The following is a 23,891-nucleotide window of genomic DNA, read 5'->3' as shown; positions in this document are numbered from 1 at the left end:
TGCCCTCCGCCACTCACAGTGGCCAAGCGGCCAGCAAATCTCCGGGGCCGTAGGCAGCGTCGAGCCCCGGACAGTCGACTCCACTGCGCGAGACCGCCACAACTGGAACAGGTTCGTCGGTGAGGGCGGCCCGATGTCGATGGAGAGCGGCCAAGTCGTGCCGGTCGAAGGGCGACTGCTCCAGCCACTTGATGGAGCCGACGAAGATCAGCTCCTTGGCAATGGGGGCGCGGTCCGCTCCGACGATGTCGATCTCGACGTCGTTGGTGCGGGTCCAGTAGCCGCCGACTGCGGGCGCTGCGGGGAGACTGTCGTCGGGCAGTATCCGGGCGAGCGCCTCTCGGATGAGCGGCTCGATCGCCCGGCCGCGCCAGCTGGTCCAGCTCTCCCGGATCCGCGCCAAGGTCAGATCGCCCCGCCCTCGCTCGATCTCCTCCATGGACGGGCCGAGCGAATGCAGCCAAAACCGCAGATAGGGATCTGTCACCCGGTAGCGGCGGTCCTTCGACGGACGCAGCGATACGGGCAGCTCCGCAGCGACGACCCGCTTGTCCGTAAGCAGCTGAAGCGCTCGTTGCAGGGGCGTGGCCCCGATCCCGCCGGACGCACGGGCGATGTTGGTGAAGGTCCGCTCGCCACTCCCAATGGCCGCCAGCACCGTACGCGCCTGGGCCTGTGGGGGGAATTCGGCAGCCAGCGAGCGCTCGGCCGACACCAGCAGGGCCGAGACCGGATCACTCAGCGCCTCTCCGAGGAAGTCCCACAACCTCTCCCCCCTCGACCACTCCGCGCAGATCAGCGGCAGCCCACCTGTGACCAGCGCGGCGTCGAAGGCTTCCGCCGGTTCCAGCCCGAGCATCCTCCCTACCTCGGCGGGGTTCAGCGGCCCCAGCACCATCTCCCGGCCGCGCTGATGAAAGGGGCGTCCGTAGCTGTTCAGTGCCTCCATCATCGACAGATCCGAGCCGATGAGCACGAGCAGCACCGGCTTGGTCTCCAGCACCCGGTCCCAGGCCCGTTGCAGCATCCCCTCGAAGGCGCCATCGGCATCCATCAGGTACGGCACCTCGTCGATGACCAGCACGCTCGCCCGGTCGGCGGGCAGCGCCGCAGCCAGCACATCGAACGCGGCGTCCCAGCTCTCCGGCCGCGCGGCGGCCACCAGCCCCGCCAACGGCAGCGTCGACGCTTGAGCGTCCCGGGCCAGCCGTGCCAGATCATCCCTCGGGGACGCGCCGGTCGCCGCGTAGAACAAGAACGGGACTCCGGAGCGCTCCGCGAACCGCTCGACCAGTCGCGACTTGCCCACCCGGCGCCGCCCACGCAACATCACACACCGACCGGGCCGCTCCCCGCCGACCCCTGCCGCCACCTTCTGCAGCTCTCGCCCCAACGTCGCCAGCTCCTGCCGACGGCCCACAAAATCCACCACGCCTGCCGACCTCCACTCGCGACACTAACATTAATGTTAGCAACATAGACGTTTGTAGAGAGCCAGTTGTCGCTTACGGTCACCAGTCGTGGACCCGGCGTCCCGCACGGTCCGAAAGAGGGGCACCGGTCCAGGTCGCAAGCCGATCGAACGCGACATCACCGAAGCCCACGCCTACGTCGTAAGCGAAGTTCCGCACTTTCGCCGCCCGGGCGGATGCCGAGGAACCTCGCCAGCCCGACCGGCGGGGTCGGCCTGCCGGCATTCAGCCGACGCGGTACCTGCCAGGCGCAACGGATGGAGACAGCAGCCAGAGCCGTCGGCAGCCCTGCACGGAAACGCCCCGGACCAGTCCGGCGCCGGCGCTTCTTCCACCCCTCACCGAGGAGCCATCCTCCTTGGCCAGGAGCTGCCCCGAACGGTTCACAGTCCCCTTTCTGCGGCGCGATCGACAGAGTCTCGTCTCCTGTGACAGCAGTGGGCCTGAAACCGGACATCGACGAGTACACGGTGTTCGTGCACCGTGTGGTGCAGGATCTGGAAGCGGCCGGGCTGGACGAGGCCGCTGAGGAGATCAGGCAGTCCCCTTTCCCGGCCCCCGACGACAGCGAGAGTGAGGGTGAGGGACCGGATGATGGACCTTCGGGCGAGAGGGACACCACGGGGCCCTGGTCTCCGCGCTTCCCAGCACCCGAGGACTCTCCGTCAACCGACGCGGGCACGCGCACCGGCCTGCCGCGCCTAACCGAGCACCGACAGGAGCGACCGGAGAGCTGACCGGCCCACCGCAGCGCCCGGATTCAGCTGTGAACCAGGGTGTCGTGATGATGAGCCCAGCGGCCGCCATTAACTCAGGCGGCATCGCCGATTCGGATGTGGAGCGGCTGCTCGAGGGCGGCCGCGATCCTGGATCGACCGTACCGACCTATACCCGGAGAAGTGACCGATGCCGTTCCAGCACCCCGAGGAGATCGGCTACGGCTACGTAATCGAGCGCTACGTGACGAGGAAGGACTCGGACCACCCGCGCCACCTCGAACTGAACAGCGCGCGCGTCCTGCGGCCGGGGTGGCCGCACGCCAAACGCTTCATCCGCCACCTGGCGCCGGCGCGGGAGCGACCGCCCGCGGCGCTGGACACGCGTCGCCTGCTCGACGAGCTGGTGGGGCAGGCCGAGTCGACAGCAGGGGCGGCTGCCCGCCTGCGCAAGAGCTTCGACCGGAGCGAGCGGGTGGCCCACAGCGAGGCCGAAGCCCCGCGTCTGCCGCTCCGGCGCGTCGTGGAGGGCACCGTGGAGGGGGCGTTCGAGGCCCCGGCCCCGGGCCTGCTGCTCGCGGGACCGTCGGGGAGCCTGATCCGCGCCGAGCACTACGTCGACGCCGACGGCGTCCCCGTCGTGATGCCCAAAGACCTGACGGGAAACGGCTTCAGCACGGCGAGCATCCGACGCATCAACGAGCGACAGGCCATGGAGCTGGAGCGCTTCCGCCTCCGACGGGGCGACGTTGTCCTGGCGCGCCGCGGGGAGCTGGGGCGAGCCGCCGTCGTCCGCGAGGAGCAGCACGGCTGGGTGTGCGGCACCGGGTGCTTCGTGCTGCGCCCCCCGCCGGACTCGACGCCGACTACTTCGCCGCGTACCTGCGCGGTCCGGAGGCACGGACGTGGCTGGAATCCCACGCCACGGGGAGCATGAAGATGAAGACCATCTCTCTCGGCGTACTCGGCGATCTGCCCGTGGTCTTGCCCGACCTCGCAACCCAGCAGGCGATCGCCGACACGATGACACAGCTGGACGAACACGAGCGCCTGCTGCGCGAACAGCTCGCCCTGACACGGCGCATCCGCCACGGCGCGCTGGACGGAGGCATCATCCCCACGCCGTAACCACCACCACGGCCGGGACTGCCGCGGGCATCGCCCCGCCACGCCACGGCCTGCCGACGGATCGACACCGGGTGTGCCCCCTCCCGGGCAGACCCACACTCCCCAGGAACGAGGCCGCGGGCACGGGTCATGGCGACCAGGAACTGGCTGCGCGCGAGTTGCGGGCGTCCGGTCTCCGCTTCCACGGGACCGGGGGCGCGGGAGGCAGACCTGGGTTTGTACCTCAGATCCCGGCCGTGACCAGAGCGCATAGAGGGCGCGTTCTGGTGCCGACGGTCCTCAAGACACGGGTGTTGAGGCAGTGGGGCCGATCCGGCCGAGGCAGACCTCGTCGCTGCGCTCATCTCGCAAGGTGCGAGTCGGAGCGCATTGCTGACGATGCTCCTGTGCGGGGCTCCGCCGGATCATTCACGACGTGAGAGATCCCGGACTTCGCGGCTATCGGGGCTGCCACGCCCGTACGAGGTCCTCCGGCCCCCAGTGCGTGGTGAGCGGCAGATCATCGGTCACCCCACAGCGGGAGACCGCGACCAGTGGAGTATCCGGGGCGGTACCGGGGACGGCGAGCATGTCGCGCACCAAGGCGTCGTACTCATGACGGCCGAAGGGCTGGGTCTCCAGCCACTTGACCGACCCGACGAAGGACACCTGCCGGGCCACCGGCTCGCGGTCTGCACCGATGAGGTCGATCTCGGGGTTGTTCTGACGGTTCCACCAACCGCCGATGGCCTCGGTCTCGGGCCACTCATCATTGGGCATCAGACGCAGCAAGGACTCGCGGATCAGTGGCTCGACCGCCCGCCCGCGCCAACTGGTCCATGACCGCTCGATGCGTTCCAGTGCCAAGTCACCGCGGCCTCGCTCGATGAGTGGGATCGCGCGTGCCAGGAACGCCAGCCAGAACCGCAGATACGGGTCGGCGATGCGGTAGCGCTTGTTCTTGCTGTCCGGCTTGACCGACAGGGGGAGATCAGCAGCCAGGACTCGCTTGGCCTGCAGCATGGCCAGCAGCGGGGAGAGCGTGCCGGACGGCAGAGCGCTGGCGCCGCCGGCCTGGGCTGCGATTGCACTGAACGTGCGCTCACCGCTGCCAACCGCTTCCAGCACGGCCCGTGAGTGCGAAGCCTCGGGAAATTCGCCCAGCAGGGACAGCTCGCCGGCCACCAGCAGGGGCGAGAGAGGATTGGCGACCGACGCCTGCAAGAAGGCTGTACGCCCCATTCCCGGCCGCCACGACTGCACGATCTCGGGGAATCCCCCAGTGATCAACTGTGCGTCGACGGCCCCTGCGGCGTCGAGTTCGGTCATGGCCTGTACGTCGGCCAGGTTCAGGGGGTGGACGGTCATTTTCGCTGCCCGACCGAAGAACGGGCGTCCGTACGACTGCAGTGCCTCCATCACCGATGTATCGCTGCCAACCAGCAGCAGAAGCACGGGCTTGGAGGACAAGTGACGGTCCCAGACAGTCTGGAGTGCGCCCTCGAATTCCTGATCCTGCTCGACCAGCCAGGGCACCTCGTCGATCACCGCGATGCTGGGCGAGTCATCGGGTACCGCGAGCGCCAGAGAGCGCAGGGCCTGGTTCCAGTCCTGCGCCTGGAGGCCGGCGACCAGCTCCGCCCCAGGCAGTAGCGACTGCGCGAGCGTCGCGGCAAAGTCGGCGCGCTCCGTCACAGGGTTGCGCCCACGGGTGGCCTGAAACACCACGTACGGCGCTCCCGAGCGGTCGCAGAACTCCTGGACCAGTCGCGACTTCCCCACTCGGCGCCGGCCCGTCATGATCACAGCCCGCCCCCGAGTGGCTCCAACCGCCTCTGCCACTGTCCGGTACTGCTCAGCCAGCAGCTCAAGATCTCCGGCCCGACCTTGAAACTCCACGACGCGCCCCTGAAGACAATTAACGTAGATAGATTCTTACGTAGATTGAATCTTACTTCACCCACCTCGTGACCTGATGGATCGAACAGGGGAAAACCCAGGGGCTCGACTCAGAAGAGCCGGGCCCCTTCTGACCTGCTTTTTTGCCAGGCCAGTGACGTACCGTGTCGTGCCCACTACACGTTGAAGCGGAATGTCTGGGGGCTGATCCTGACCTGCGGCGGAGCCCTGTGCAGGGCCCTGACCTGGGATTCCTCGTTGGCATGCGTTGGCGGCCGATGGCCGTTTACGGGTGTCCTGCGGACTGGCTGCGGACTGCCCGGGGGTGCCTAGGCCGAGAAATCCATGGCGCACCGGCCGGACTCACAACGAGACTGCGCAGGTGAGCGACCGCTACCCCTGTCCATGCTGCGGGCACCGCGTGCTCGACGCCATGCCCGGCTCGTACGAGATCTGCCCCGTCTGCTTCTGGGAGGGCGACGGGGTCCAGTTCCGCTGGCCGACCATGGCTGGCGGCGCGAACAAGGTCTCCCTGATCGAGGCCCAGCGCAACTACCAGAACTTCGGCGCCTGCGACCAGCACGGCCTGCGGTACGTCCGCCCTCCGGCCGAGGACGAACCGCTCGACCCCGCCTGGCGCCCCATCGACCTAACACGGGACTCCTCTCCGGCCCCGCCCTGGACTGGGAACTCGACTGGACCGCGCCCTGGGAGCACCTGGTCGAGGAGTCCCGCACCTGGTCCCTGCTGGAAGCCTCAGAAGCCCCCACCGGCAGCAACATCTTCGTCGCCCCCACCTGGATCGACCGTACCGACCTGTACCCGGAGAGGTGACCGATGCCGTTCCAGCACCCCGAGGAGGTCGGCTACGGCTACGTGATCGAGCGCTACGCGGCAAGGAAGGACTCGGGCCACGCGCGCTACCTCGTCCTGAAAAGTGGTCGATTCCTGCGGCCCGAGTGGCCTCACGGCGAACGTTTCGCCCATCACCTCATCGACGACGCGGCCACGATCACCGATGCCGAGTTGGTAGCCCTCCTCGACTACGAGTGGCGCTCGCGCCTCACTGCCGCATGGCTGATCGGCGTCGACCGCCGCGAACAGTTCCGCGAACGCATCGGCAACCTGCTCCTGGCCAGCGAGGTCTGCTTCTCCGGCAGCGCCTACTGCTTCGCCCTGACCCGCTTCGGCACCCACGCGGACGCCGAGATCCTCACCGCCTACCTCGACCATTACCTCCCCCGCACCGACCTCCGCTACGACCAGCCCGCAGCCCTCGGCGCCCTCCTCCGCCTCGACGCCCACCTCGGCACCCACCATGCGGACCGCTTCACCCAGCCTGACGGTCTCTGGGACCAGTGGGTCAATGCCCTGGCCCACCTCCGCGGCCACCCCGCGTACATCCCCGTCGAGCGGCGCCGCTCGACAGACCTCCAGTGCGAGTTCGCCAACGGCTGGACCCGCTCTTGACCTCCCACACTGAATCCGGCGCTCCGACCACGGCACCTCGGTCACAGTCGTCGCGGTTGCGTCTGCTGCAGCTCAACTACTCTGAAATAGTTGGCAGATAAAGCAGGCCTGGTTCGAGACCGGCAAGAGAGGAAACACCATGTCGTACTCGCTGGTCGTCGGTGAGCCGTATCCGAGGCAGGTCAACTGGCCGAAGTCCGGGGCCAACCTGGTCCTCCACGCGAGCTACGTCGAGGTCATCTATTCGTTCGACGGTCTCACGCCGGGCGAGCAGGCCGCTTTCACGACCGGCTCAGCGGCACTCGCGGTCACCGTCGGGGACAGACACTTGATGTGGTGCTATCGCTTCGAGGCCCCGACAAGGCCCGGAGCCCCGAAGGCGAGTCTCGGTTGGGGTGACTCGCCATGGGAGGCGTATCGCCAACGCGACCGCACTGTCGGCGTGCCCGGGCAGCAGGGTGAGCCCTTCACCGCGCACATGGTGCTCGTCGATGCCTCGACCAGCATCGTCGAGGGTCTGCGCACGGCCGAGATAAACAAAGACGTCGCGGACGCGCTCCGGTACGGCATCGCTCGTCAGGTCGCGCTGCCCTACGACCATGAGGCCGCATCGCGTGAGATCGAAGCTATGTACCGACGACACCCCAGCACACAGAGCCTCCTGAGAGAGGCCATCGCCGGCCAGCAGATCCCCCCTCTCGACAGCTGACCGATCAGCCTCAGCTATGAGGGGCACCGATGCACCTGGTCGACGAACTTCGCGAGGAGCCAACCCCATTGGGAGACGTATCCTTCCACTCAGGTTGAAGGCTGGGGCAGGAGTCACGAAGGTGCGGTCGTTCTCTGCCATGCGCATCGAGCACCGTAGGCGATAGGGGGAGACGGCATGGAGCTGCAGATCACCGTCGATACACACGGCGACGACACAGCGGCCCACGATCTGTACTACTGGCTCCGGCAGGATCGTGAACTCCGACGCCACGCACAGGTCGAGCTAGCGCTGCCCGCTAGCACTTCTGGCCGCATGAACGTGGGAGAGACCATCAACATGTTCGTCAGCAACGGTCTGGCTGCCGTGAGCCTGTTGGTGAACGTCGTGGTTGCCTGGCGAGCAGCCCGCCCATCACCACCCGGGCCGGTCGTCTTCGGTCGCGACGGAATGACCGTGACAGTCCACGACACATCAGAGGGCACTCTGCGTCGCGTAGCGGCCCTGCTGACATCCGCACCTCCCGAAGTAGCGCCAGGGGCCATCGGCACGAGCCAGACGTCGGCGCCCTCCGTCTCCGACGATCAGTGATGCGTCTGCCTAATCCTGACGGAACTCGTGTAGTGCTGATCGGGGTAGACGAATACCAGCACCTCCCGCCTTTGCCGGCGGTGCGCAACAACCTCACCGAGCTGGCCAAGCTCTTCAGGTCCCCACTCGGTGGGGGCCTTCCGGCCAGACATTGCACGATGGTGCTCAACCCCACTGACATCGACAGCGCGCTCGACCCCGTACACCGGGCGGCGAGTGAAGCGTCGGACACCCTGGTGGTGTACTTCGCCGGCCACGGTATGCCGCTGTCCGATGGCTCCCTCCGTCTCGCCGTGCGCAACTCAGAACGGGGCAGGAAACAGTACGCGTCTGTGGCCTTCGACGACCTCCGTGCCGAAGTGTTGGACAGCATGGCTGCCAACAAGGTCGTGATCCTGGACTGTTGCTACAGCGGTGCTGCACTGGAGGGGTTCATGGGGAGCACCGATGAGGTCGCGGACGAGACCATCATCGAAGGCACCTACGTCATGACCGCCTCAGCAGCGACGCAAGCGGCTATGGCTCCCCCGGACGCCCCACTTACAGCGTTCACCGGCGAACTCATCAAAGCGATTACCAATGGCATAGCTGAAGCGCCGGACCCGCTGGGCATGAGCTCCCTGTACAGGTACGTGCATGGTCAACTCAAATCGCAGGGAATGCCACTGCCCCAGCAACGAGCCAGCGGCCTGGGGCACGACATCGCACTGTTCCACAACAAGTGGCGCCCACCCACAGAGAAACCGACACTCTCGGTAAAGCGGGAGGAATGGTTCCGCGAGATTCATCACGAACTGCTCAAGCGCTTGAGGGATGTCTCGGCACTTGCCCAAGACCAGCTCCGCCCTGAGTTCGGCGATTCGAGGCTCATCCGCTCCCTGCTGGTAGCGCGAATCGCCGTCCAACTCGCCCAGGGCAAAAGCACGACGACCATCAGCGGCATGCTCTCCTCCAGCGGGGTCTTCGCCGCTCCGTGCCCCACCGCTGACGAACTCTCCGAACTCATCGCCGAGGTCCAATTCGCATACGAAGCAGACGGGCTGGCCCACAGCGTTCCGATCCTCGGAGGTCTGGGACTTTTCCCCTGGGCGCCAGAGGGTACGTACATGCTGCTGAGCGAATACTGGGCTGCCCAGCGGGGCCGTACGATGCCTCGCCCGCGCGTGGAGCGGGAACTCAGCGAGCTTTGGGACACCGCGGACACCCGTGTCCTGAGCGCGCACTCCTCGCTGCCGTCCCTCCCACTGGCCGCTTATCCCGACCCTTGGAAGAAGCTGAAGGCCGAGCCGGATCTTCGAGTCCGCACCGTCACAGCAATGATGCTCGGCGAGCACGGTGGGGGCAGCCGTGCATGGGAACACTGGATGTCCACTCGCCCGTGGAGCACACTCAAGGCTCGCCACTTGGTTCAACTTGGCGGCGATCTCGTCCGATGCAAGGCAGCTCAGCGGGCCCTCGCCCAGTACGTCGATCTGGCACCGGCGGGCCATCACTCCCGTGCAGTTTTTGTACGGGCGGCGGAGATCATCGAAGAGCAGTTGAAGGACATCGCACTAGCCATCGAAAGTATGAGCGCCATCGAATACGACTTGCTACGCGAGCGCACAGCGGACGAGCACTTCCAGGACGGTTGCCTTGCCACCTTCAGCAAGCACCTTCTGAAGCGCTCTCAAGTCTTCACGCCCTTCGAAGAACATAAGATGAACCATGGCACATGGGCTGCGATTCCCTGGTGGTCCCTAGTCGTTCACGGTAGGCAAGAACAACGGGCGGTTGAGGACTTCCTGAAACGCGGCGGCCTCCAACTGGGTGTCGCCGCCGAAAGCCTCGACGCCGACGAACTCGTCATCAGCTGTGAGGAACCCGACCTCGGACCTTCATGGATAGCCGCCCGAATCATCTTCGATCTTCGCGACGTCGTGCAAGCCTGCGAGGTGCTCCTTCTGGGTCGGCGGCAATCCGTGGTTGTGGACTTCCTCACCGAGCACATCGATGAGTGGGGCGATCGGCAAGTGTATCTGGCCCGAAGTCTCGACCTCTCGCTCGGGCCGGAAATCGGAGCGACACTGACCGATGTCGCAACCTGTGCCCTGCGCAGACTTTTGCCAGGTTCTTCTGGCCCACCACTCCACCACGATGGGGTGCCGGCTCTTGATCGACTCCTAAGCTCGTCACGGCTTCCGAAGATCGCTCGCTGCCCGCGCTAGCCTGCAAGACGCGGTGGCGCCACGGGATAGCCTCGGCACCCGAATGAGCTGCGCCGCGCTCTGCCCCGAAGGCTGCTCCGACCGCTCGCTGTAGAGCCCAGGGGGCCACCTGCCCAGGACGGCAATTGCTCAGCCCCAGCCGTCAAGCGAGACGTCAGTCCCGCCTGTCAGGTAGAAGCCAAGAGCGCTGGCGGTGGTATCCACGAAGGCTTCCGGGATAGCGGTGGCGTCGACCCAGCGGACCTGGGCGTGCTTGCGAGGTTCGCGGTTTTCGGGTTCGCCGGTCCACTCATGGGTGGCGAAGACGACCGTGAGGAAGCCGTTGGGGGCCTCGACGCCCCAGGCGCCGTGGATGATGTGGGCGACTTTGAGGGACTCCGGCCTCACCGTGAGGCCCGTCTCCTCGTAGAGCTCGCGGACCGCAGTCTCAGTGATGGGCTCCCCCGGCTCGCTCTTGCCGACGGGCAGGTCCCACATTCCCTGGGCGAACTTGGCGTTCTCGCTGCGCTGGAGGAGCACGACGCGGTTGGTGGCCTTGTCGTGGACGATGACGGCCGCGACCAGCAGCGTCATCGAGTCGAGCGCCGGCTTGAGGGCTGGGGGGCGATTGTCGGTCTGCTGAGCCACGGGGTTCCCTTCGTCGGGCGGGTTGTTGGGCATGTTAGGCGAGGGCCTCGCGGGCTCGGCGGGCGAGATCCGCGGCACCGGGGACGCGGCGGCGCTGGTAGATCGCGAGCGTGGAACGGATCGAGGTGATCGCTTTACGGGTGCGGTCGGAGGTCATGCCCTCCATGAGGATGAGGGCCTGGGTCCAGGCCGCGACCGCTTCGTCGGCTCGGGCCTGGGCGGCAAGACTGTCGCCCAGGTCGGCGTGGGTGAGGGCATGGACGCGCTTGTATTTCTCCCGGTCCCAGCGGGTGAGCGCGTCGCGGTGCTGCTGTTCCGTACCAATGTGGTCGGCGAGGTCGGTTAAGGTGCGGGCGGTGTGGCTGGCTACGGTACCGGCGGCGGGGCCGCTGACGCGGGAGAAGCTGGGCTGGGGACCGTCCTCGCGCAGGAGGGCGTCTTCGGCGGCGAGGAGAGCGCGAGCGGCCAACGGGTTCTCGCCGACGGCGGCGTAGGCGCGGGCGTGCGTGATGTGGAGGAGTGCTTCCGTCTGTCCGTCGACGTGGCCGAGGCCGCGGGTGAGCGCGCCTTCGACGAGGTCCACGCAGTGGTGGGGTTGCTTGAGGCTGAGGGACTGGTGGGCGAGGGCACGCATCATCCAGGCGGCGTGGCCGTGGGGGTCGGCTTCGCAGGCGAGTTGGTAGCCGACCTGGTAGTAGCGCTGAGCTGCCCCTTCGTGGCCCAAGTCGTGGTGCTTCCACCCTGCGAGGTAGGCAAGTTCAGCGACGGCTCCGAAGGCGGCCTGGCGTAAGGGTTCCGAGGGGAAGCGTCCACGGAGCATAGGTGCGGCTGTGTCAGCGAGGTACGCAGTGACCGTGGTCAGGCCGTGCCCGCCGCCGAGCCTTTCGTCGGCGGCGCTGAAGGCTGCCGTGATCTGTCGTATGACGTCGATGTCGTCGCTGCCGACGAGGGAGCTGGCGGTGCGGGCGCGGAGCATCCGAGAGGTGGCTTCGTGGTCGTGCAGGAGCGGCATGGCGACGCCGGCCGTGGTGAAGGCGGCGATGGCAAGGAAGCGGCGGCGCTCGACGTCCGCGCGGCCGAGGTCGGTGACCGCGGTGACGGGGTCGGTGTCCGGTGGCGACTCCGTGTCGGGCGAGTGGAGCCCGAGCTCGGTTCGGGTGACGACGCGGCTCAGTCGTCGGGAGAGCGCTTCGGCGAGGTACTGCCCTGCCTGGCCGGACGGCGCACGTGCACCGCTCACCCAGTGGGAGATGGCCGACTTGTTCGTCTGGAGCAGTTCGCCGTTCTCGGCGGCGATGCGGCGTACGTCCTTGGCGAGCGCGTCGTACGTGCACCCGGCGGCGTTGATCGTCTCGCGCAGGCGGGAGTTGGCGCTGGTCGGTGCCGGCACGATCGCCTCCGCTCCGGGTCCGTAAACCGTGTATACCGCTTGACCTCGGTCACACCGTACCCACTCTGCGTAGCGGGCGGTTCACTTATCGACAGCCGCCCCACTTTCAGGCCGGGCGGCCCCAAGTTCCGTACGCCCCAACGGGCTCGGGCATTCCTATGCCCGAACCCGGACGATCAGAGACGGAGACACGGTGACCACCATCGACACCTCGACCATCACGGTCGAGCTGCCCAACGCCTTCGACCCGCGCTGGAACCGCCTGCCCGGCATCCACGTGGACGGCTGGCGCATCACCATCGACCCGGCGGAGTACTTCTTCCGCTTCGAGTCGAACACGTGGCTCGTCGCCGACTGGGAGCTGGTCAAGACTCAGCTCCTGGACGTGGACGAGACCACCGAGAGCGCGGTCGAGCAGCTCGCGCTCGACTTCATCAAGAACCACAGCGAGTCCACCTCCGACGCAGCCCGCGTGCTGGCTACGGCGTACGGGGTGTACTCGTACCTCTTCCGCGAGGAGCACTTGGCCGGCCTCGGCCTGCCGCAGATCACCGCCGAGCACCTGCGCATGCTGCGCGAGGCGGCCACGCTCATGGCGCTCAACAAGGTCGAGTTGGACGGGCACATCTCCAACGTCGGCCCGTGCTGGTTCTTCCCCGCCGCCACTTCCGTCGTCTTTGACCTGGACGACGCGACGGGCGGAATGCTGGACGAGGTCTACCACGGCGGCTGGTTCAACGAGCACCGCCGGATCGAGTCCATCAAGGCCCACGCCGCGCTCGGCGGCCGACTCGTGCACGGCTGCCAGTCCGTGCCGGACCAGTCCGGCGGCGTCGTCGCGCCCTACGGTGCCTCGATGGCCAACTTCCGTGATGACCTGACCGAGTTCAAGGCGGGCTGGATCGAGCAGGTCTACGCCTACCGCGTGACCGCAGCCGAGTAACCCTGCCCCCAGTACGGCTCCGGGGCGGGCCAGCTCGCGCGCGCCCGCCCCGGAGCCCTCCACCCCCTGGAGACCTCCATGGATCAGAGCCTGTCCGCCACCCTGCTGAACGACCTGTGCGCTCTCGTCAGCAAGCCCCTCCCCGAACGTACCAAGATTCGCGTCTGGGGCATGTCCGGCGTCGAACGCGTCACCTTCCCCGACAGCACCACGGCCGTCTTCAAATACGCCAAGGAACCCTTCGACCGCGAGGCCCAGGCCCTGCGATTGGCCTACCAGCGACGGCTCCCGGTCCCTGCGCTCCACGCAACCGCCCTGCGGGGCAAGTGCCTCGGGATGCTCATGGACGACCTCGGCACCCCCGTACGGAATGCGGACGACCTCGACGGCGTCGCCGCCGCCGTCATGCTCCACGCCGCACGCCCGGCGGGCGGTCTGCCACTCCTCGACGGAGCGGGCCTCGCAGCTCTGCCTGGCCGATCCCTCGATCACCTCGGGCGGCTACGGAAAGCCGACCGTTGGACGGACTGCGACGACATCGAGACCGCGCTGGGAAAAATCTCCGCAGCGGCCGAGGCTCGTGCGCAGGGGGCGACGCTCGACCCGTTCGGCTGGGTGCACTCCGAGTTCCACCCCACGAGCGTCCACATCGGGGAGAACGGCTGGCACCTCCTCGACTTCGCACGCGCCTTCACCGGCCCCGGCCTGATCGACCTCGCCTCGTACCACGGCACTACCGACGTGCCGAGCCCCTTCCGCATGCGGGTGTTCCTGGAGCAGTACGTCACCGCAGGCGGTCATGAGGACGCCCTCGCTTCCCGGGGCGGCCTGGCCGCAGAGGCATGGGCCCTGGGCTGGCACCGCATGTGGGCCGTGGAGTGGTTCATGGAGCAGGCCATTCGCTGGATCGACGATCCGGCCAAGGACCCCGCGTACATCCCCGTCGTCCGCCGCCACCTCAACGACGTGGTTCAACTCCTGGAGGTCTAGGTGCTCGCCCAGGTCTCCCCCTGGTACGCCCACGCAGCCCAGCGCACAGCCGCTGCCCCCGCGCACGCCCTCACCGCACCGGCCCGGATGGAATGGAGCACCCACGCCGGCATCGGTCCCGGCGCCGAGATCCTGGGACGGGACCTGTGTGGCAAACGTGTCCTGGAGCTGGGCTGCGGCCCCGGCCACAACGTGGCCCACCTCGCGAAGCACCACCAGGCCCGCGTCACCGGCGTGGACCTGGTCGGCCTCCAGGTACGCCGGGCCCGCTCCCACTACGGCCACATCGACGGCGCCACCTTCGCCGCCGGCCACGCACTGCACCACCTGCAGGCCACCGGCCAGACCTTCGACGCGATCTACTCCGTCTTCGGCGCCGTCGGCCTCGTCGCCCCCGAACTCCTCCTCACCGCCGTTTCCCGACGCCTGAAACCTGGCGGTGTCCTGGCCTTCTCCGTCCCTCACCCGGCACGGGCCGGAAGACATCCATCCACGGACGACCGTCCGCGCGAGGACTACGTCACCATGCCCGACCGCACCCGACTGCCCCTCGCCCGATGGGAGTTCGACGCCCACCGCTGGAGATCCCACCTCTCCCGGGCGGGCCTGCGCGTCACCTCGACGGTGGAGCTGCGGCACCCGCGCCGCGACCCGTGGCCCACCACCCTCCTGATCACCGCCCGCAAACGCTGACCGACGGAGGCAACGATGCCCCTGCCCTACCTGCTCCTCGACATCGACGGCGTCCTCATACCGTTCCCGGCCGCCGACGGCAGCACCCCGCCCACCCACGTCCGCCACACCGTCCTGCCCACCGGCCGACACCCCGACGACCCCGTGCCCATCTGGCTCGACCCGAGCCAGGGCCGCATTCTCACCGACCTCCTGACCAGCGGGCTCGTCACCCCCGTGTGGTGCACGAGCTGGCGCAGGGACGCCACCACGATCATCGGCCCTCTCCTGGGGCTGCCTGACTTCCCTTACCTCGACCTGCCTCGCCCCCAGATCACCACCAGCCACCCCGACGGCTACCTCTGGAAACGCGACCACGTCGACGTCTGGCTGGCAGATGCCCCCGCCGTCTGGATCGACGACGACTTCACCAGCCTCGACCACGCCTGGGCGGCGGAGCGCACCGCCAGGGGAACGCCGACCCTCATCGTTCAGCCCGACCCACATCTCGGTCTGCAGCCCGAGCATCTGACCGAGGTGACGAAGTGGGTCGCGCAGTTGCCCACAGCCCGAGCCGTCTGACGACTGATGCCCTCGCTGCCGCGAGCAGCGAGGGCATCAGGATGCTGCGCGGCCACTACTGACAACCGGCATAAAGGAGAAGCCACTTGGCGAACATCCAGAAGCGACCCAACGGCAAATGGCGCGCCCGCTACCGCGACCTCGACGGCAAGGAGCACGCGCGCCACTTCGAGCGCAAGATCGACGCCCAGCGCTGGCTCGACGAGGTCACGACCAGCGTGGTCACCGGGCAGTACGTCGACCCGCGCTCGGCGAAGAAGCCCTTCAAGGAGTACGCGGAGGAGTGGCGGGCCAGCCAGCCGCACCGGCCGTCGACGGCCAAGGCCGTAGCCCAGCACCTGCGTTGCTACGCCTACCACGTCTGGGAGAAGCGGGCACTCGGCGCGATCAAGCCCGGTGACGTGCAGAGCTGGATCACCAGCCTGACGACCACCCACAAGCTCGCCGCGAGCATCTCCCGCACCGTCTTCAACACGGTCAACGCCGTCTTCCGGGCAGCGGTTCGCGACCGCATGATTCCGCACAACCCCTGCACCGACGCGAAGCTGCCCTCAGTTCCGAGGAAGAAGGTCGTACCCCTGGCCGTCGAGCAGGTGCGGACGCTGGCCGAGGAGATACCCGGCCGCTACAGGGGCCTGGTCCTGCTGGGCGCATGCACGGGGCTCCACCCTGGCGAGCTCTTCGGCCTCCAGCTCCGGCACGTGGACCTGCTGCACGCCACCGTCTCGGTCGAGCAGCAGATCCAGCAGACCGCCAAGCACGGCGTGTACGTCTGCCCGCCCAAGACCGCTCGCTCGCACCGCACGGTTCCACTCCCCCGCATAGCGGTGGATGCGATGAAGGCCCACCTGCGGGACTTCCCCGCCGATGGGCCGGAGAGCTGGATCTTCACGGCGCCGCAAGGCGGGCCCGTGGTCTACACGCACTTCATGGACGGGTCCTGGCGGCCCGCCTGTGCGAAGGCCGGCATACCGAAGGGCACCGGGCCCCACGCCCTCCGGCACCACTACGCCAGCCTGCTTATCAAGCACGGCGAGTCCGTAAAGACGGTCTCCGAGCGCCTCGGCCACACCAATGCGGCCATGACGCTGAACATCTACACCCACCTGTGGCCCGACTCTGAGGAGCGGACCCGGGCCGCGGTCGACAAGGCGTACGCGGGCCGCCCTGCGGACGGCAAGGCGCCTGCCGCTGAAGCCGTGTAGCGGCTACCCCGCCGCTGACTGAAGCCGTTTACGTACATGGCACCGGGGCCGGTCGGTCGATGAGACCGCCAGGGCTCCGGCGCCTCTAGTAGTACTCCCTGATGTATCCCAGTGCCTTCCCAAAGACATCTTGGTCGCGGATCTTGAACTTGATATAGAGCGCCTTGCGAAGCACCTGTTGGACGAGGCGATCGCCTTCGTTGGTGCCCTGCCAGCCGTCAAAGCGGACGGTACGGACCACGGAGTCGACCTCGTCGACGACCTTCTCGGCGATGATCGGGGTCTCCTCGCTCTTGAGTGACTCGAAGAGGTCAGTCAGGGCGGCCTTGCCGCGCTCCTCGCGGGGCACCTCGGCGGCGGCCTTCTCCGCTGCGACCGTGTCTCGCGCCAGCGCGAAGAGCTCCTTGAGGAACTCCAGCGATGCCTGCTGGGAGTAGGCGTACTTCTCCCTCAGAACATTCAACCGCTGGCCGAGCTCGACGAAGGCCGGGTTGCCGACGTGCTTGGCGATGCGGGCGGTGATCCACTTCTCGACCTCGATGGGGTCGATGTCCTTGCGCTTGCCGGTCATCAAGTCCTCGATGACCTGCGCGTTGAGGACGATGGTCTCCAGGTCGGTGCGCGGGACCTCGATGGTGACGTGCTCGTTTATGAGCTCGAGGGTCTTGGCGCCCAACGTGTGCCAGACCAGGCGGCCGGTGACGTCGGTGGGCTGCACGGACTGGTAGACGTCGGTCAGCCAGCGGTAGTCCGACTCGTACTCGGACAGGACCGGGTCCGGGGAGAGGGTCTCCCACAGCTGGGCAACGACGCTGTACGCGGCTCCGTAGGCGTCGCGGGACTCATCGGAGTCGATCGCGGTCTGCGCTTGGATCAGGCCCTCATAGCCGCCGACGGTGCGGTCGACGCCCGGGAAGAACGCCAGAGCAGCCTCGATCGCCGGCCCGAGCTGGTCGCGGAGTACAGCGATGTTGGAGATGACCTGCTGGACGGACTTGTCGTCGAACTCGAAGGCCTTGGCAACGTCGTCGAAGATGCCGAGGTAGTCCACTATCAGGCCGTGGGTCTTCGCGGGCGGGTAGACCCGATTGGTGCGGCAGATCGCCTGGAGCAGGGTGTGCTCGCGCAGCGGCTTGTCGATGTACTGGGCGTAGAGGATCGGGGCGTCGAAGCCGGTGAGCAGCTTCGCGGTCACGATGATGATCTTCAGCGGGTCGGCCGGGTCGTTGAAGCGGGCGGTGATCCGCTCCAGCTCCTCACGGCCTGGGGTCCACTGCTTCCACGTCAGCTTGTCACTGCGGCCGGTGGACATCACGATCGTGGACACGTCCGGGCCAAGCAGGCCGTCGAGCTCTTTCTTGTACGCCACGCAGGTGGCCTTGTCGTAGACCACGACCTGCGCCTTGAAGCCCTGCGGGGCGACCTTGGCGGTGAAGTGCTCGGCAATGTCGGCGGCGATCTCGCGGACCCGGGCGGGGGCCTTGATCAGGACCTCCAGGGAGGCGGCCCTCTTCGACAGGGCGGTGCGGTCCTCCTCGCTGAGCCTGTGGCGGTTGGCGAGCTCAGCGAAGGCCGTGGTGATCGCCTCCTCGTCCAGGTGGATCTCCGAGAGGCGTGGCTCGAAGTGCAGCGGCAGGGTGGCGCCATCCCGGATGGAGTCAGAGAAGGAGTAGCGCGAGAGATACCCGTACTCGTCGACCCCGGAGCCGAACCACATGAACGTGTTGCGGTCGCGCTTGTTGATCGGGGTCCCGGTCAGCCCGAACAGGAACGCGTTGGGCAGCGCCTCGCGCATCTTGCGGCCGTAGTCGCCCTCCTGGGAGCGGTGGGCCTCGTCGACCATCACGATGATGTTGTCGCGCGCGTCCAACACGCCCGAGGCCTCGCCGAACTTATGGATCGTGGTGATGATGATCTTCCGCGCGCCAGCAGCCAGGAGCTCTTGCAGCTCCTGGCGGGACTCCGTTGAGACGAGGTTGGGTACGTCCGAGGCGTTGAACGTCGCGGTGATCTGGGTGTCCAGGTCGATCCGGTCGACCACAATGATCACCGTGGGCGAGGTCAGCCCCGCCGTTGCGCGCAACTTCTGCGCAGTAAACACCATCAGCAGCGACTTCCCCGACCCCTGAAAGTGCCAGATAAGCCCTTGCTTGATCTGCCCGTGCAGCACCCGCTCCACGATCAGGTTGGTCGCCTGGAGTTGCTGGAACCGTGCGATCACCTTGATCTTGCGGTGCTTCTTGTCGGTCGCGAATAGTGTGAAGAACCGCAGGAAGTCCAGGATCGCATCTGGATCCAAAAGGCCCTCAACCGCCCCCTTGACCGTCGCGAGGCCCACTTTCACCGGCGTGTGGTCGCCACCGGACTCGTCCGCCCGCCACGGCCCCCACAGCTCCACCGGCATTCCGACCGACCCGTAGCGGAAGTCCTTGCCCTCGGTGGCGAAGTTGAGCACGTTCGGCACGAAGAACGCCGGCACGTTGACCTCGTAGTCTTCCTTGATCTGTGCCGCCGCGTCGATCCAGGAGTACGCCGGCCGCACCGGTGACTTCGCTTCCCCAACGACCAACGGAAAGCCGTTGCACCAGATCACCAAGTCGAAGCGCCGCTCTAGCCGCCCGACCCCATAGGCCACCTCGGTGGAGACGACCCAGTCATTCGCGCTGTGCTCGCCGGGATGATCGAAGTCGATCAGCTTGACGGTCACATGCTCGCCGTCGCGCCCAAACGGCATCGACTTCTGCCCGGTGAGCCATGCCGCGAACTCCGCGTTTGCCACCACTGGATTCGGCGTGCTGCGCGCGGAGATCAGGATCGCGCGCAGCTGGTAGATCACCTCATCGGCCAGACGCGGATCCGCCTCGATAGTCGGATTGAGGCGGAATAACGCCTCCCGCACATGCTGCTCCAGCAACACCTCATCGGTGCGCCGCGGCAAATGACTCCCCGGCACGAATCGCATGTCCACCGACTCCGCCAGATCCCGGACGAAGTCGCGGACGGTGTTCGCCTCGTTGAAGATCACGCGGCACCTCCGAAGATCTCGGTAGACACGGCTCCTCGTGAGGCATCCAGTGCAAGGAGATCGGACTGCACCAAATCCGCTGCTTCATCAAATCGCGCAAGCCTGTCAAGGAACTCGTTCTGTTCCTCAGCGGTTGCCGTCGGGAACGCAAAGCGGGACAGCGACTGACGGTTGATCTTAACCATGCTGGTCGCACTCCCGGCGGCGTTTCTCCTCATGTGACTGCGCCCGTGAGGGCTAGCGAGGACTGCCTCTGCAAACGCGGGCTGAACGTCGTCAACGAGATGCAGACGCATCATCGTGTCCGGGAACGAGACGTCTGACCGGTCCTCCGTGAAAATGCAGGGGCGGCCGACGGTCTTGACTGTGTTCGCTCGCGAGATCAATAGGTCTCCCTGATTGAGTCTGGCCGCCCTCACTTCGGGACTGTCTGGAACGTTCTTCAGTTGGCCGGCGCGGTAGCCAAACTGGCCTATGGCTGCCAGCGACAGCACATGGTGGCCTGTCGCCTCGTCGACAGGTGCAGCAGACCACCCGCTCTCGGGGGATCGCTCCCATACACGCTCGAACGGCACAGCTTCTCTGTCCACGAGGGTGCCAATCGAAGTGCCTAGCCATGCGTACTTAGCACTGAGGCCTGCCGCCATCGCGCTCACGACCGAACGCCGGTGCCCCTCGATGGCCCAGAGGAGGTCGGCGAGGCGCTGTTGTTCGTCATGGGGTGGGAGGTCGAACTCGTAGTTCGCCAGCTCCGTCCAATTGATGTACGGGTTGACCGAACCGCGGGAATTGGCAACCGCATACGAGTGGAATACCTCAGCACTGAGGACGAACGGCAAGAACCGCTGGAGCAGGACCGACTCATCACGGCTCTCCAGCACGAAGGTCTTTTCTCCAGTGATTCCCTCAAATTCTGGGACGGCTGCCTTACGCAGGTAGGAGCGCCGTGAGACGTAGAGGACGTGACCAGGCTTGAACCGCTTATAAAACATCGGCCCGATCGGGTCGCGCCCGATGACTCCCCATTGGGTGACTGCGAGGTCGTTGCTAGGGATGTGCTCACCTGCGAGGAAGCGCTCGAGTCCAGACATCTCGGCATCGACGCGATCGGTGACATGCCTTGCGACGTCGCCGAGGGCGACGCGCTTCCAGGCGGACTTGTCCAATTTGAGGTTCACTGAGACACTTCCTCGCCGAGCATGGCCAGGACTTCCTCGACCGCCCGGTCGGATTCCGCTGCGGCCGCACGCCACTTCCTCAGCGCGACATCGAGCGACTCACCACCAGCGCTAGCTCTGCTGTCCGTCGCTGAGGTGACGTACGAGGAGATGGCCAGCGAGTGCCCACGCTGGCGGACCTCATCAATGGTCGCCACGGCTGCGAAGCCGTCAACGGGCTCGAAGGCCTGGTAGGCATCAAGGATCCTTGTCTGGTTTGCTGCACGGAGGAATGACTGTGTCCGCTCGCGCGCAACCTCCTTGCTCGCATCGATCAGCAGAATCCTGCCTCGCCTCTCGCGTGGCTTCTGCGTGCGCAGGATGACAACGGCTGCCGGCATTGGCGAGTTGTAGAACAGCCCTTCGCCAAGCCCGAGCACGCACTCGACCATGTCGGATTCGACCAAGCCCTCCCGCACGACGACCTCATCGCGACGAAACAGCACACCATGCGGCAGGAGGATCGCAGCCCGGCCGGTTCTCGGGTCGAGGCTTTTCGCGATGTGCTGCAGGAAAGCGTAGTCAGCCCGGTTCTGTGGCGGGACGCCCCACATGTTGCGGCCGTAGGGATCCTGGGTGAAGGCGGCCCGGTTCCAGGCCTTGATGGAGTAGGGCGGGTTGGCCAGGACGACGTCGAAGGTCTGCAGCTGGCCTTGGATGTCGAGGAAGCCCGGCTTGGCGAGGGTGTCGCCATGGGTGATGTGGCCGTCAGCGATGCCATGGAGGAAGAGGTTCATCTTCGCGATCGCCGAGGTGCCGTAGTTGAGCTCCTGGCCGTACAGGCGCAGGTTGCGCCACTCCTTGCTCTGGCGCTTGAGCTCGGCGACGGTGGAGATGAGCATGCCGCCGGTGCCACAGGTGGGGTCGTAAACCGACTCCCCCGGCTCGGGCTGAAGCATCATCGTCATCAGGTGCACCAGGGTGCGGTTGGTGTAGAACTCCTGGGCGGTGTGACCAGAGTCGTCAGCGAACTTTTTAATCAGGTACTCATAGCCCTGCCCGAGCTCGTCCTCGGGCAGGTTCCCGACCGACAGCTTCTTAGTCGAGAAGTGCTCGATCAGGTCGGAGAGGGTCGAGTCGGGGAGCAGGTCCTTGTTGGTCCACTCGCCGTCTCCGAAGACGCCAGTGAGGGTATCGGGGTTGGCGGACTCGATGGCTCGCATCGCGGCCTTGAGCGCGGTGCCGACGTTGCTAGTGACCTTGCGTAGGTCGGCCCAGTGGGCGTCGGCGGGGATAGCGAAGCGGTGGTTCTCCGGAAGGTCGGCAAACTCCTCGTCGCCGTACATCTCCAGGGCTGCAGCGTGCTCCTCGTCGTAGACGTCGGAGAGCCGCTTGAGAAAGACCATCGGGAAGATGTATTGCTTGTAATCGCCGGCGTCGATCAGGCCGCGCAGCAGTACTGCGGCGCCCCACAGGTAGGACTCCAGTTCCCGCTGGGTGATCCGTTTCGGACTCGTCGTGGTCATGCGCCCAGCCCCCACTTCGCCAGCTCGGTCTCCAGCGCTGCGCGGGTCTCGCGGCCATTCGCGTGCGCGGTCTCCAGGTCGGCCAAGGCCTGCTTCAGGGTGATCTGTTCGCCGGTGTCTTCCGGCTCGACGTAGAGCGGGATGTTCAGGTTCCAGCCGTTGGCCTTGATGTTGTTCAGGGTCGCGACCGAGACCAGGCCGGGTTGGTCGGCGTACCGCTGATATGCCTTCAGGAGAGACTCGGCGTGGTCGGGCTCGAGGGTGTTCTGGTTGCGGCCGCGCTTGAAGAGTCTTTCGCCGTTGACGAAGAGCACCTTGTCCTGCTGTTCTGCGGGGCGCTGGCGGCGCAGGATGAGCACGCAGGCGGCCAAGCCGGTGCCGTAGAACAGGTTAGGCGCCAGGCCGATGACGGCCTCCACGGAGCCAGCTTTGAGGACGTGCTCGCGGATGCGGCCCTCGGCGCCCTGACGGAACAGGGCGCCCTGCGGGAGGACAACCGCGACCCTTCCCCCGGTGGGTGCGGCGGAGGTGAGCATGTGCTGGACCCAGGCCCAGTCGGCGTACCCCTTCGGCGGAACCGAGCCCAGCTCATGACGACCCCACGGATCGGAAGCCCACTTCTCCTGGCCCCAGTTCTTCAACGAGAACGGCGGGTTGGCGATCACGCAGTCGAACCTCGCCAGCCGGCCATGATCGAAGTAGGCCGGATCGCGCAGTGTGTCGCCGCGCTCGATGTGGAAGTCCTCCATGCCGTGCAGCAGCAGGTTCATTCGGGCGATCGCGGAGGTGGTGAGCACCTTCTCCTGGCCGTACAGCTTGCCGAGCACGGTCTTCGGGTCACCGCCGCGGGCCTTGATGTGCTGGATGACCTCGATCAGCATGCCGCCGGTGCCGCAGGCCGGGTCGTAGACCGTCTCACCCTCCTGGGGGTCGAGGATGTTGACCAGCAGCCCGACCACCTCGCGCGGGGTGTAGTACTCACCGGCCTTCTTGTTGGACTGGTCGGCGAAACGCTTGATCAGGTACTCGTATGCCTGCCCCAGCACGTCGGGCGCGGCCTGGGAGATCGAAAGAGTCTTGGTCGAGAAGTGCTCGATCAGGTCGATCAGTTTGCGATCCGGCAGCTTGTCCTTGTTGGTCCACGTCGCACCACCGAAGATGCCGTACAGCGTGCCTTGGTTGGCCTGCTCGATCCCGCGGAAGGCGGTCTTGAGCGCCTCGCCAACGTTCTCAGTGCGCTCGCGCACATCTGCCCAGTGGCATCCCTCAGGGATGGTGAACCGGTGGTTCTCCTCGAACGCCGCATACGTGTGGTCACCGCCGGATTCATCCAGCGCGCGGGCGTACTCCTCGTCATACACATCGCTGATCCGCTTGAAGAACATCAAAGGGAAGATGTACGCCTTGAAGTCCGCCTGATCGATGCTGCCCCGCAGCAGATCAGCCGCCTTCGCCAGGTACGACTTCAGCTCTCCCAGCGTCAACGGCATCGGAAGCTCCTGCTCCCCCGTGCCGACCGCACTCGACCCCACTCGATCACTACTCGTTTCCATACTCTGCCTGGTGGACTCGCCGTCCCCGGCGAGCACGTGTTGGAGCGTAA

20 protein-coding genes are annotated in these 23,891 nt (G+C 66.5%); 12 read left to right on the top strand and 8 right to left on the bottom strand.

The genetic code is table 11. The features are described from left to right. Window positions 1–13: 13 nt before the first annotated feature. Window positions 14–1,432, bottom strand: coding sequence for an ATP-binding protein (locus GA0115254_RS21050; RefSeq protein ID WP_093896828.1), 1,419 nt, complete (start codon window positions 1,430–1,432; stop codon window positions 14–16). Window positions 1,433–2,378: 946 nt separating this feature from the next. Between GA0115254_RS21050 and GA0115254_RS44630 the strand changes: the two genes are divergently transcribed. Then, on the top strand, window positions 2,379–3,125 hold the full coding sequence (locus tag GA0115254_RS44630) for a restriction endonuclease subunit S (protein ID WP_176740215.1): 747 nt from the start codon (window positions 2,379–2,381) through the stop codon (window positions 3,123–3,125). 2 nt (window positions 3,126–3,127) lie between these two features. Next, on the top strand, window positions 3,128–3,316 hold the full coding sequence (locus tag GA0115254_RS44625; protein ID WP_176740223.1) for a restriction endonuclease subunit S domain-containing protein: 189 nt from the start codon (window positions 3,128–3,130) through the stop codon (window positions 3,314–3,316). A 438-nt stretch (window positions 3,317–3,754) separates the two neighbouring features. Here the strand turns inward: GA0115254_RS44625 and GA0115254_RS21035 are convergent, their stop codons facing one another. Then, window positions 3,755–5,194: an ATP-binding protein gene (locus GA0115254_RS21035; RefSeq protein WP_093896827.1), complete on the bottom strand. Its 1,440-nt coding sequence runs from the start codon at window positions 5,192–5,194 to the stop codon at window positions 3,755–3,757. Window positions 5,195–5,486: 292 nt separating this feature from the next. Here GA0115254_RS21035 and GA0115254_RS46330 point away from each other — a divergent pair, with 292 nt between their 5' ends. From GA0115254_RS46330 to GA0115254_RS21010, 5 genes are all read left to right on the top strand, one after another. Next, complete coding sequence (locus GA0115254_RS46330; protein WP_370740913.1) at window positions 5,487–6,074, top strand: CPCC family cysteine-rich protein; 588 nt, start codon at window positions 5,487–5,489, stop codon at window positions 6,072–6,074. Continuing rightward, on the top strand, window positions 6,032–6,664 hold the full coding sequence (locus GA0115254_RS21025) for a DUF6000 family protein (RefSeq protein ID WP_176740222.1): 633 nt from the start codon (window positions 6,032–6,034) through the stop codon (window positions 6,662–6,664). Before GA0115254_RS46330 ends, GA0115254_RS21025 begins: the two co-directional genes overlap by 43 nt. Before the next feature lie 139 nt (window positions 6,665–6,803). Next, complete coding sequence (locus GA0115254_RS21020) at window positions 6,804–7,373, top strand: hypothetical protein (RefSeq protein WP_093896826.1); 570 nt, start codon at window positions 6,804–6,806, stop codon at window positions 7,371–7,373. A gap of 177 nt (window positions 7,374–7,550) precedes the next feature. After that, the gene (locus tag GA0115254_RS21015) at window positions 7,551–7,964 is read left to right on the top strand and encodes an effector-associated constant component EACC1 (protein WP_093896825.1); all 414 of its coding nucleotides are present in this window, start codon (window positions 7,551–7,553) and stop codon (window positions 7,962–7,964) included. Window positions 7,965–7,996: 32 nt separating this feature from the next. Next, on the top strand, window positions 7,997–10,171 hold the full coding sequence (locus GA0115254_RS21010; RefSeq protein WP_176740221.1) for a caspase family protein: 2,175 nt from the start codon (window positions 7,997–7,999) through the stop codon (window positions 10,169–10,171). 129 nt (window positions 10,172–10,300) lie between these two features. Here the strand turns inward: GA0115254_RS21010 and GA0115254_RS21005 are convergent, their stop codons facing one another. Further along, window positions 10,301–10,831 (bottom strand): NUDIX domain-containing protein, encoded by a 531-nt coding sequence (locus GA0115254_RS21005; protein ID WP_093896823.1) that lies wholly within the window; start codon window positions 10,829–10,831, stop codon window positions 10,301–10,303. A gap of 1 nt (window position 10,832) precedes the next feature. After that, on the bottom strand, window positions 10,833–12,188 hold the full coding sequence (locus GA0115254_RS21000; RefSeq protein WP_093896822.1) for a transcriptional regulator: 1,356 nt from the start codon (window positions 12,186–12,188) through the stop codon (window positions 10,833–10,835). A 193-nt stretch (window positions 12,189–12,381) separates the two neighbouring features. Here GA0115254_RS21000 and GA0115254_RS20995 point away from each other — a divergent pair, with 193 nt between their 5' ends. The 5 genes from GA0115254_RS20995 to GA0115254_RS20975 all read left to right on the top strand — a co-directional run bounded on the left by GA0115254_RS20995 (window position 12,382) and on the right by GA0115254_RS20975 (window position 16,580). After that, the gene (locus tag GA0115254_RS20995) at window positions 12,382–13,131 is read left to right on the top strand and encodes a hypothetical protein (protein ID WP_093896821.1); all 750 of its coding nucleotides are present in this window, start codon (window positions 12,382–12,384) and stop codon (window positions 13,129–13,131) included. A 78-nt stretch (window positions 13,132–13,209) separates the two neighbouring features. Next, window positions 13,210–14,121, top strand: a complete 912-nt coding sequence (locus GA0115254_RS20990) for a phosphotransferase family protein (RefSeq protein WP_093896820.1) — start codon at window positions 13,210–13,212, stop codon at window positions 14,119–14,121. Beyond that, on the top strand, window positions 14,122–14,814 hold the full coding sequence (locus GA0115254_RS20985) for an SAM-dependent methyltransferase (RefSeq protein WP_093896819.1): 693 nt from the start codon (window positions 14,122–14,124) through the stop codon (window positions 14,812–14,814). 15 nt (window positions 14,815–14,829) lie between these two features. Further along, window positions 14,830–15,375: an HAD domain-containing protein gene (locus GA0115254_RS20980; RefSeq protein ID WP_093896818.1), complete on the top strand. Its 546-nt coding sequence runs from the start codon at window positions 14,830–14,832 to the stop codon at window positions 15,373–15,375. An 86-nt stretch (window positions 15,376–15,461) separates the two neighbouring features. Then, complete coding sequence (locus GA0115254_RS20975; protein WP_093896817.1) at window positions 15,462–16,580, top strand: tyrosine-type recombinase/integrase; 1,119 nt, start codon at window positions 15,462–15,464, stop codon at window positions 16,578–16,580. Between the two features lie 85 nt (window positions 16,581–16,665). Here the strand turns inward: GA0115254_RS20975 and GA0115254_RS20970 are convergent, their stop codons facing one another. From GA0115254_RS20970 to GA0115254_RS20955, 4 genes are read right to left on the bottom strand one after another with little or no spacing between them, the layout of a single operon-like run. After that, on the bottom strand, window positions 16,666–19,605 hold the full coding sequence (locus GA0115254_RS20970) for a type I restriction endonuclease subunit R (RefSeq protein WP_256102710.1): 2,940 nt from the start codon (window positions 19,603–19,605) through the stop codon (window positions 16,666–16,668). Further along, the gene (locus GA0115254_RS20965) at window positions 19,602–20,783 is read right to left on the bottom strand and encodes a restriction endonuclease subunit S domain-containing protein (RefSeq protein ID WP_093896816.1); all 1,182 of its coding nucleotides are present in this window, start codon (window positions 20,781–20,783) and stop codon (window positions 19,602–19,604) included. Before GA0115254_RS20965 ends, GA0115254_RS20970 begins: the two co-directional genes overlap by 4 nt. After that, the gene (locus GA0115254_RS20960) at window positions 20,780–22,288 is read right to left on the bottom strand and encodes a type I restriction-modification system subunit M (protein WP_093896815.1); all 1,509 of its coding nucleotides are present in this window, start codon (window positions 22,286–22,288) and stop codon (window positions 20,780–20,782) included. The genes GA0115254_RS20965 and GA0115254_RS20960 overlap by 4 nt, the downstream gene beginning before the upstream one ends. Then, window positions 22,285–23,778 (bottom strand): type I restriction-modification system subunit M, encoded by a 1,494-nt coding sequence (locus GA0115254_RS20955; RefSeq protein ID WP_093896814.1) that lies wholly within the window; start codon window positions 23,776–23,778, stop codon window positions 22,285–22,287. Before GA0115254_RS20955 ends, GA0115254_RS20960 begins: the two co-directional genes overlap by 4 nt. Window positions 23,779–23,891 lie beyond the last annotated feature (113 nt).

The sequence above is a fragment of the Streptomyces sp. Ncost-T10-10d genome (assembly GCF_900091955.1).
GTDB lineage: Bacteria > Actinomycetota > Actinomycetes > Streptomycetales > Streptomycetaceae > Streptomyces.
Note: the sequence above shows the minus strand (reverse complement) of the source record. Positions and strands in the feature narration are given on the sequence as shown.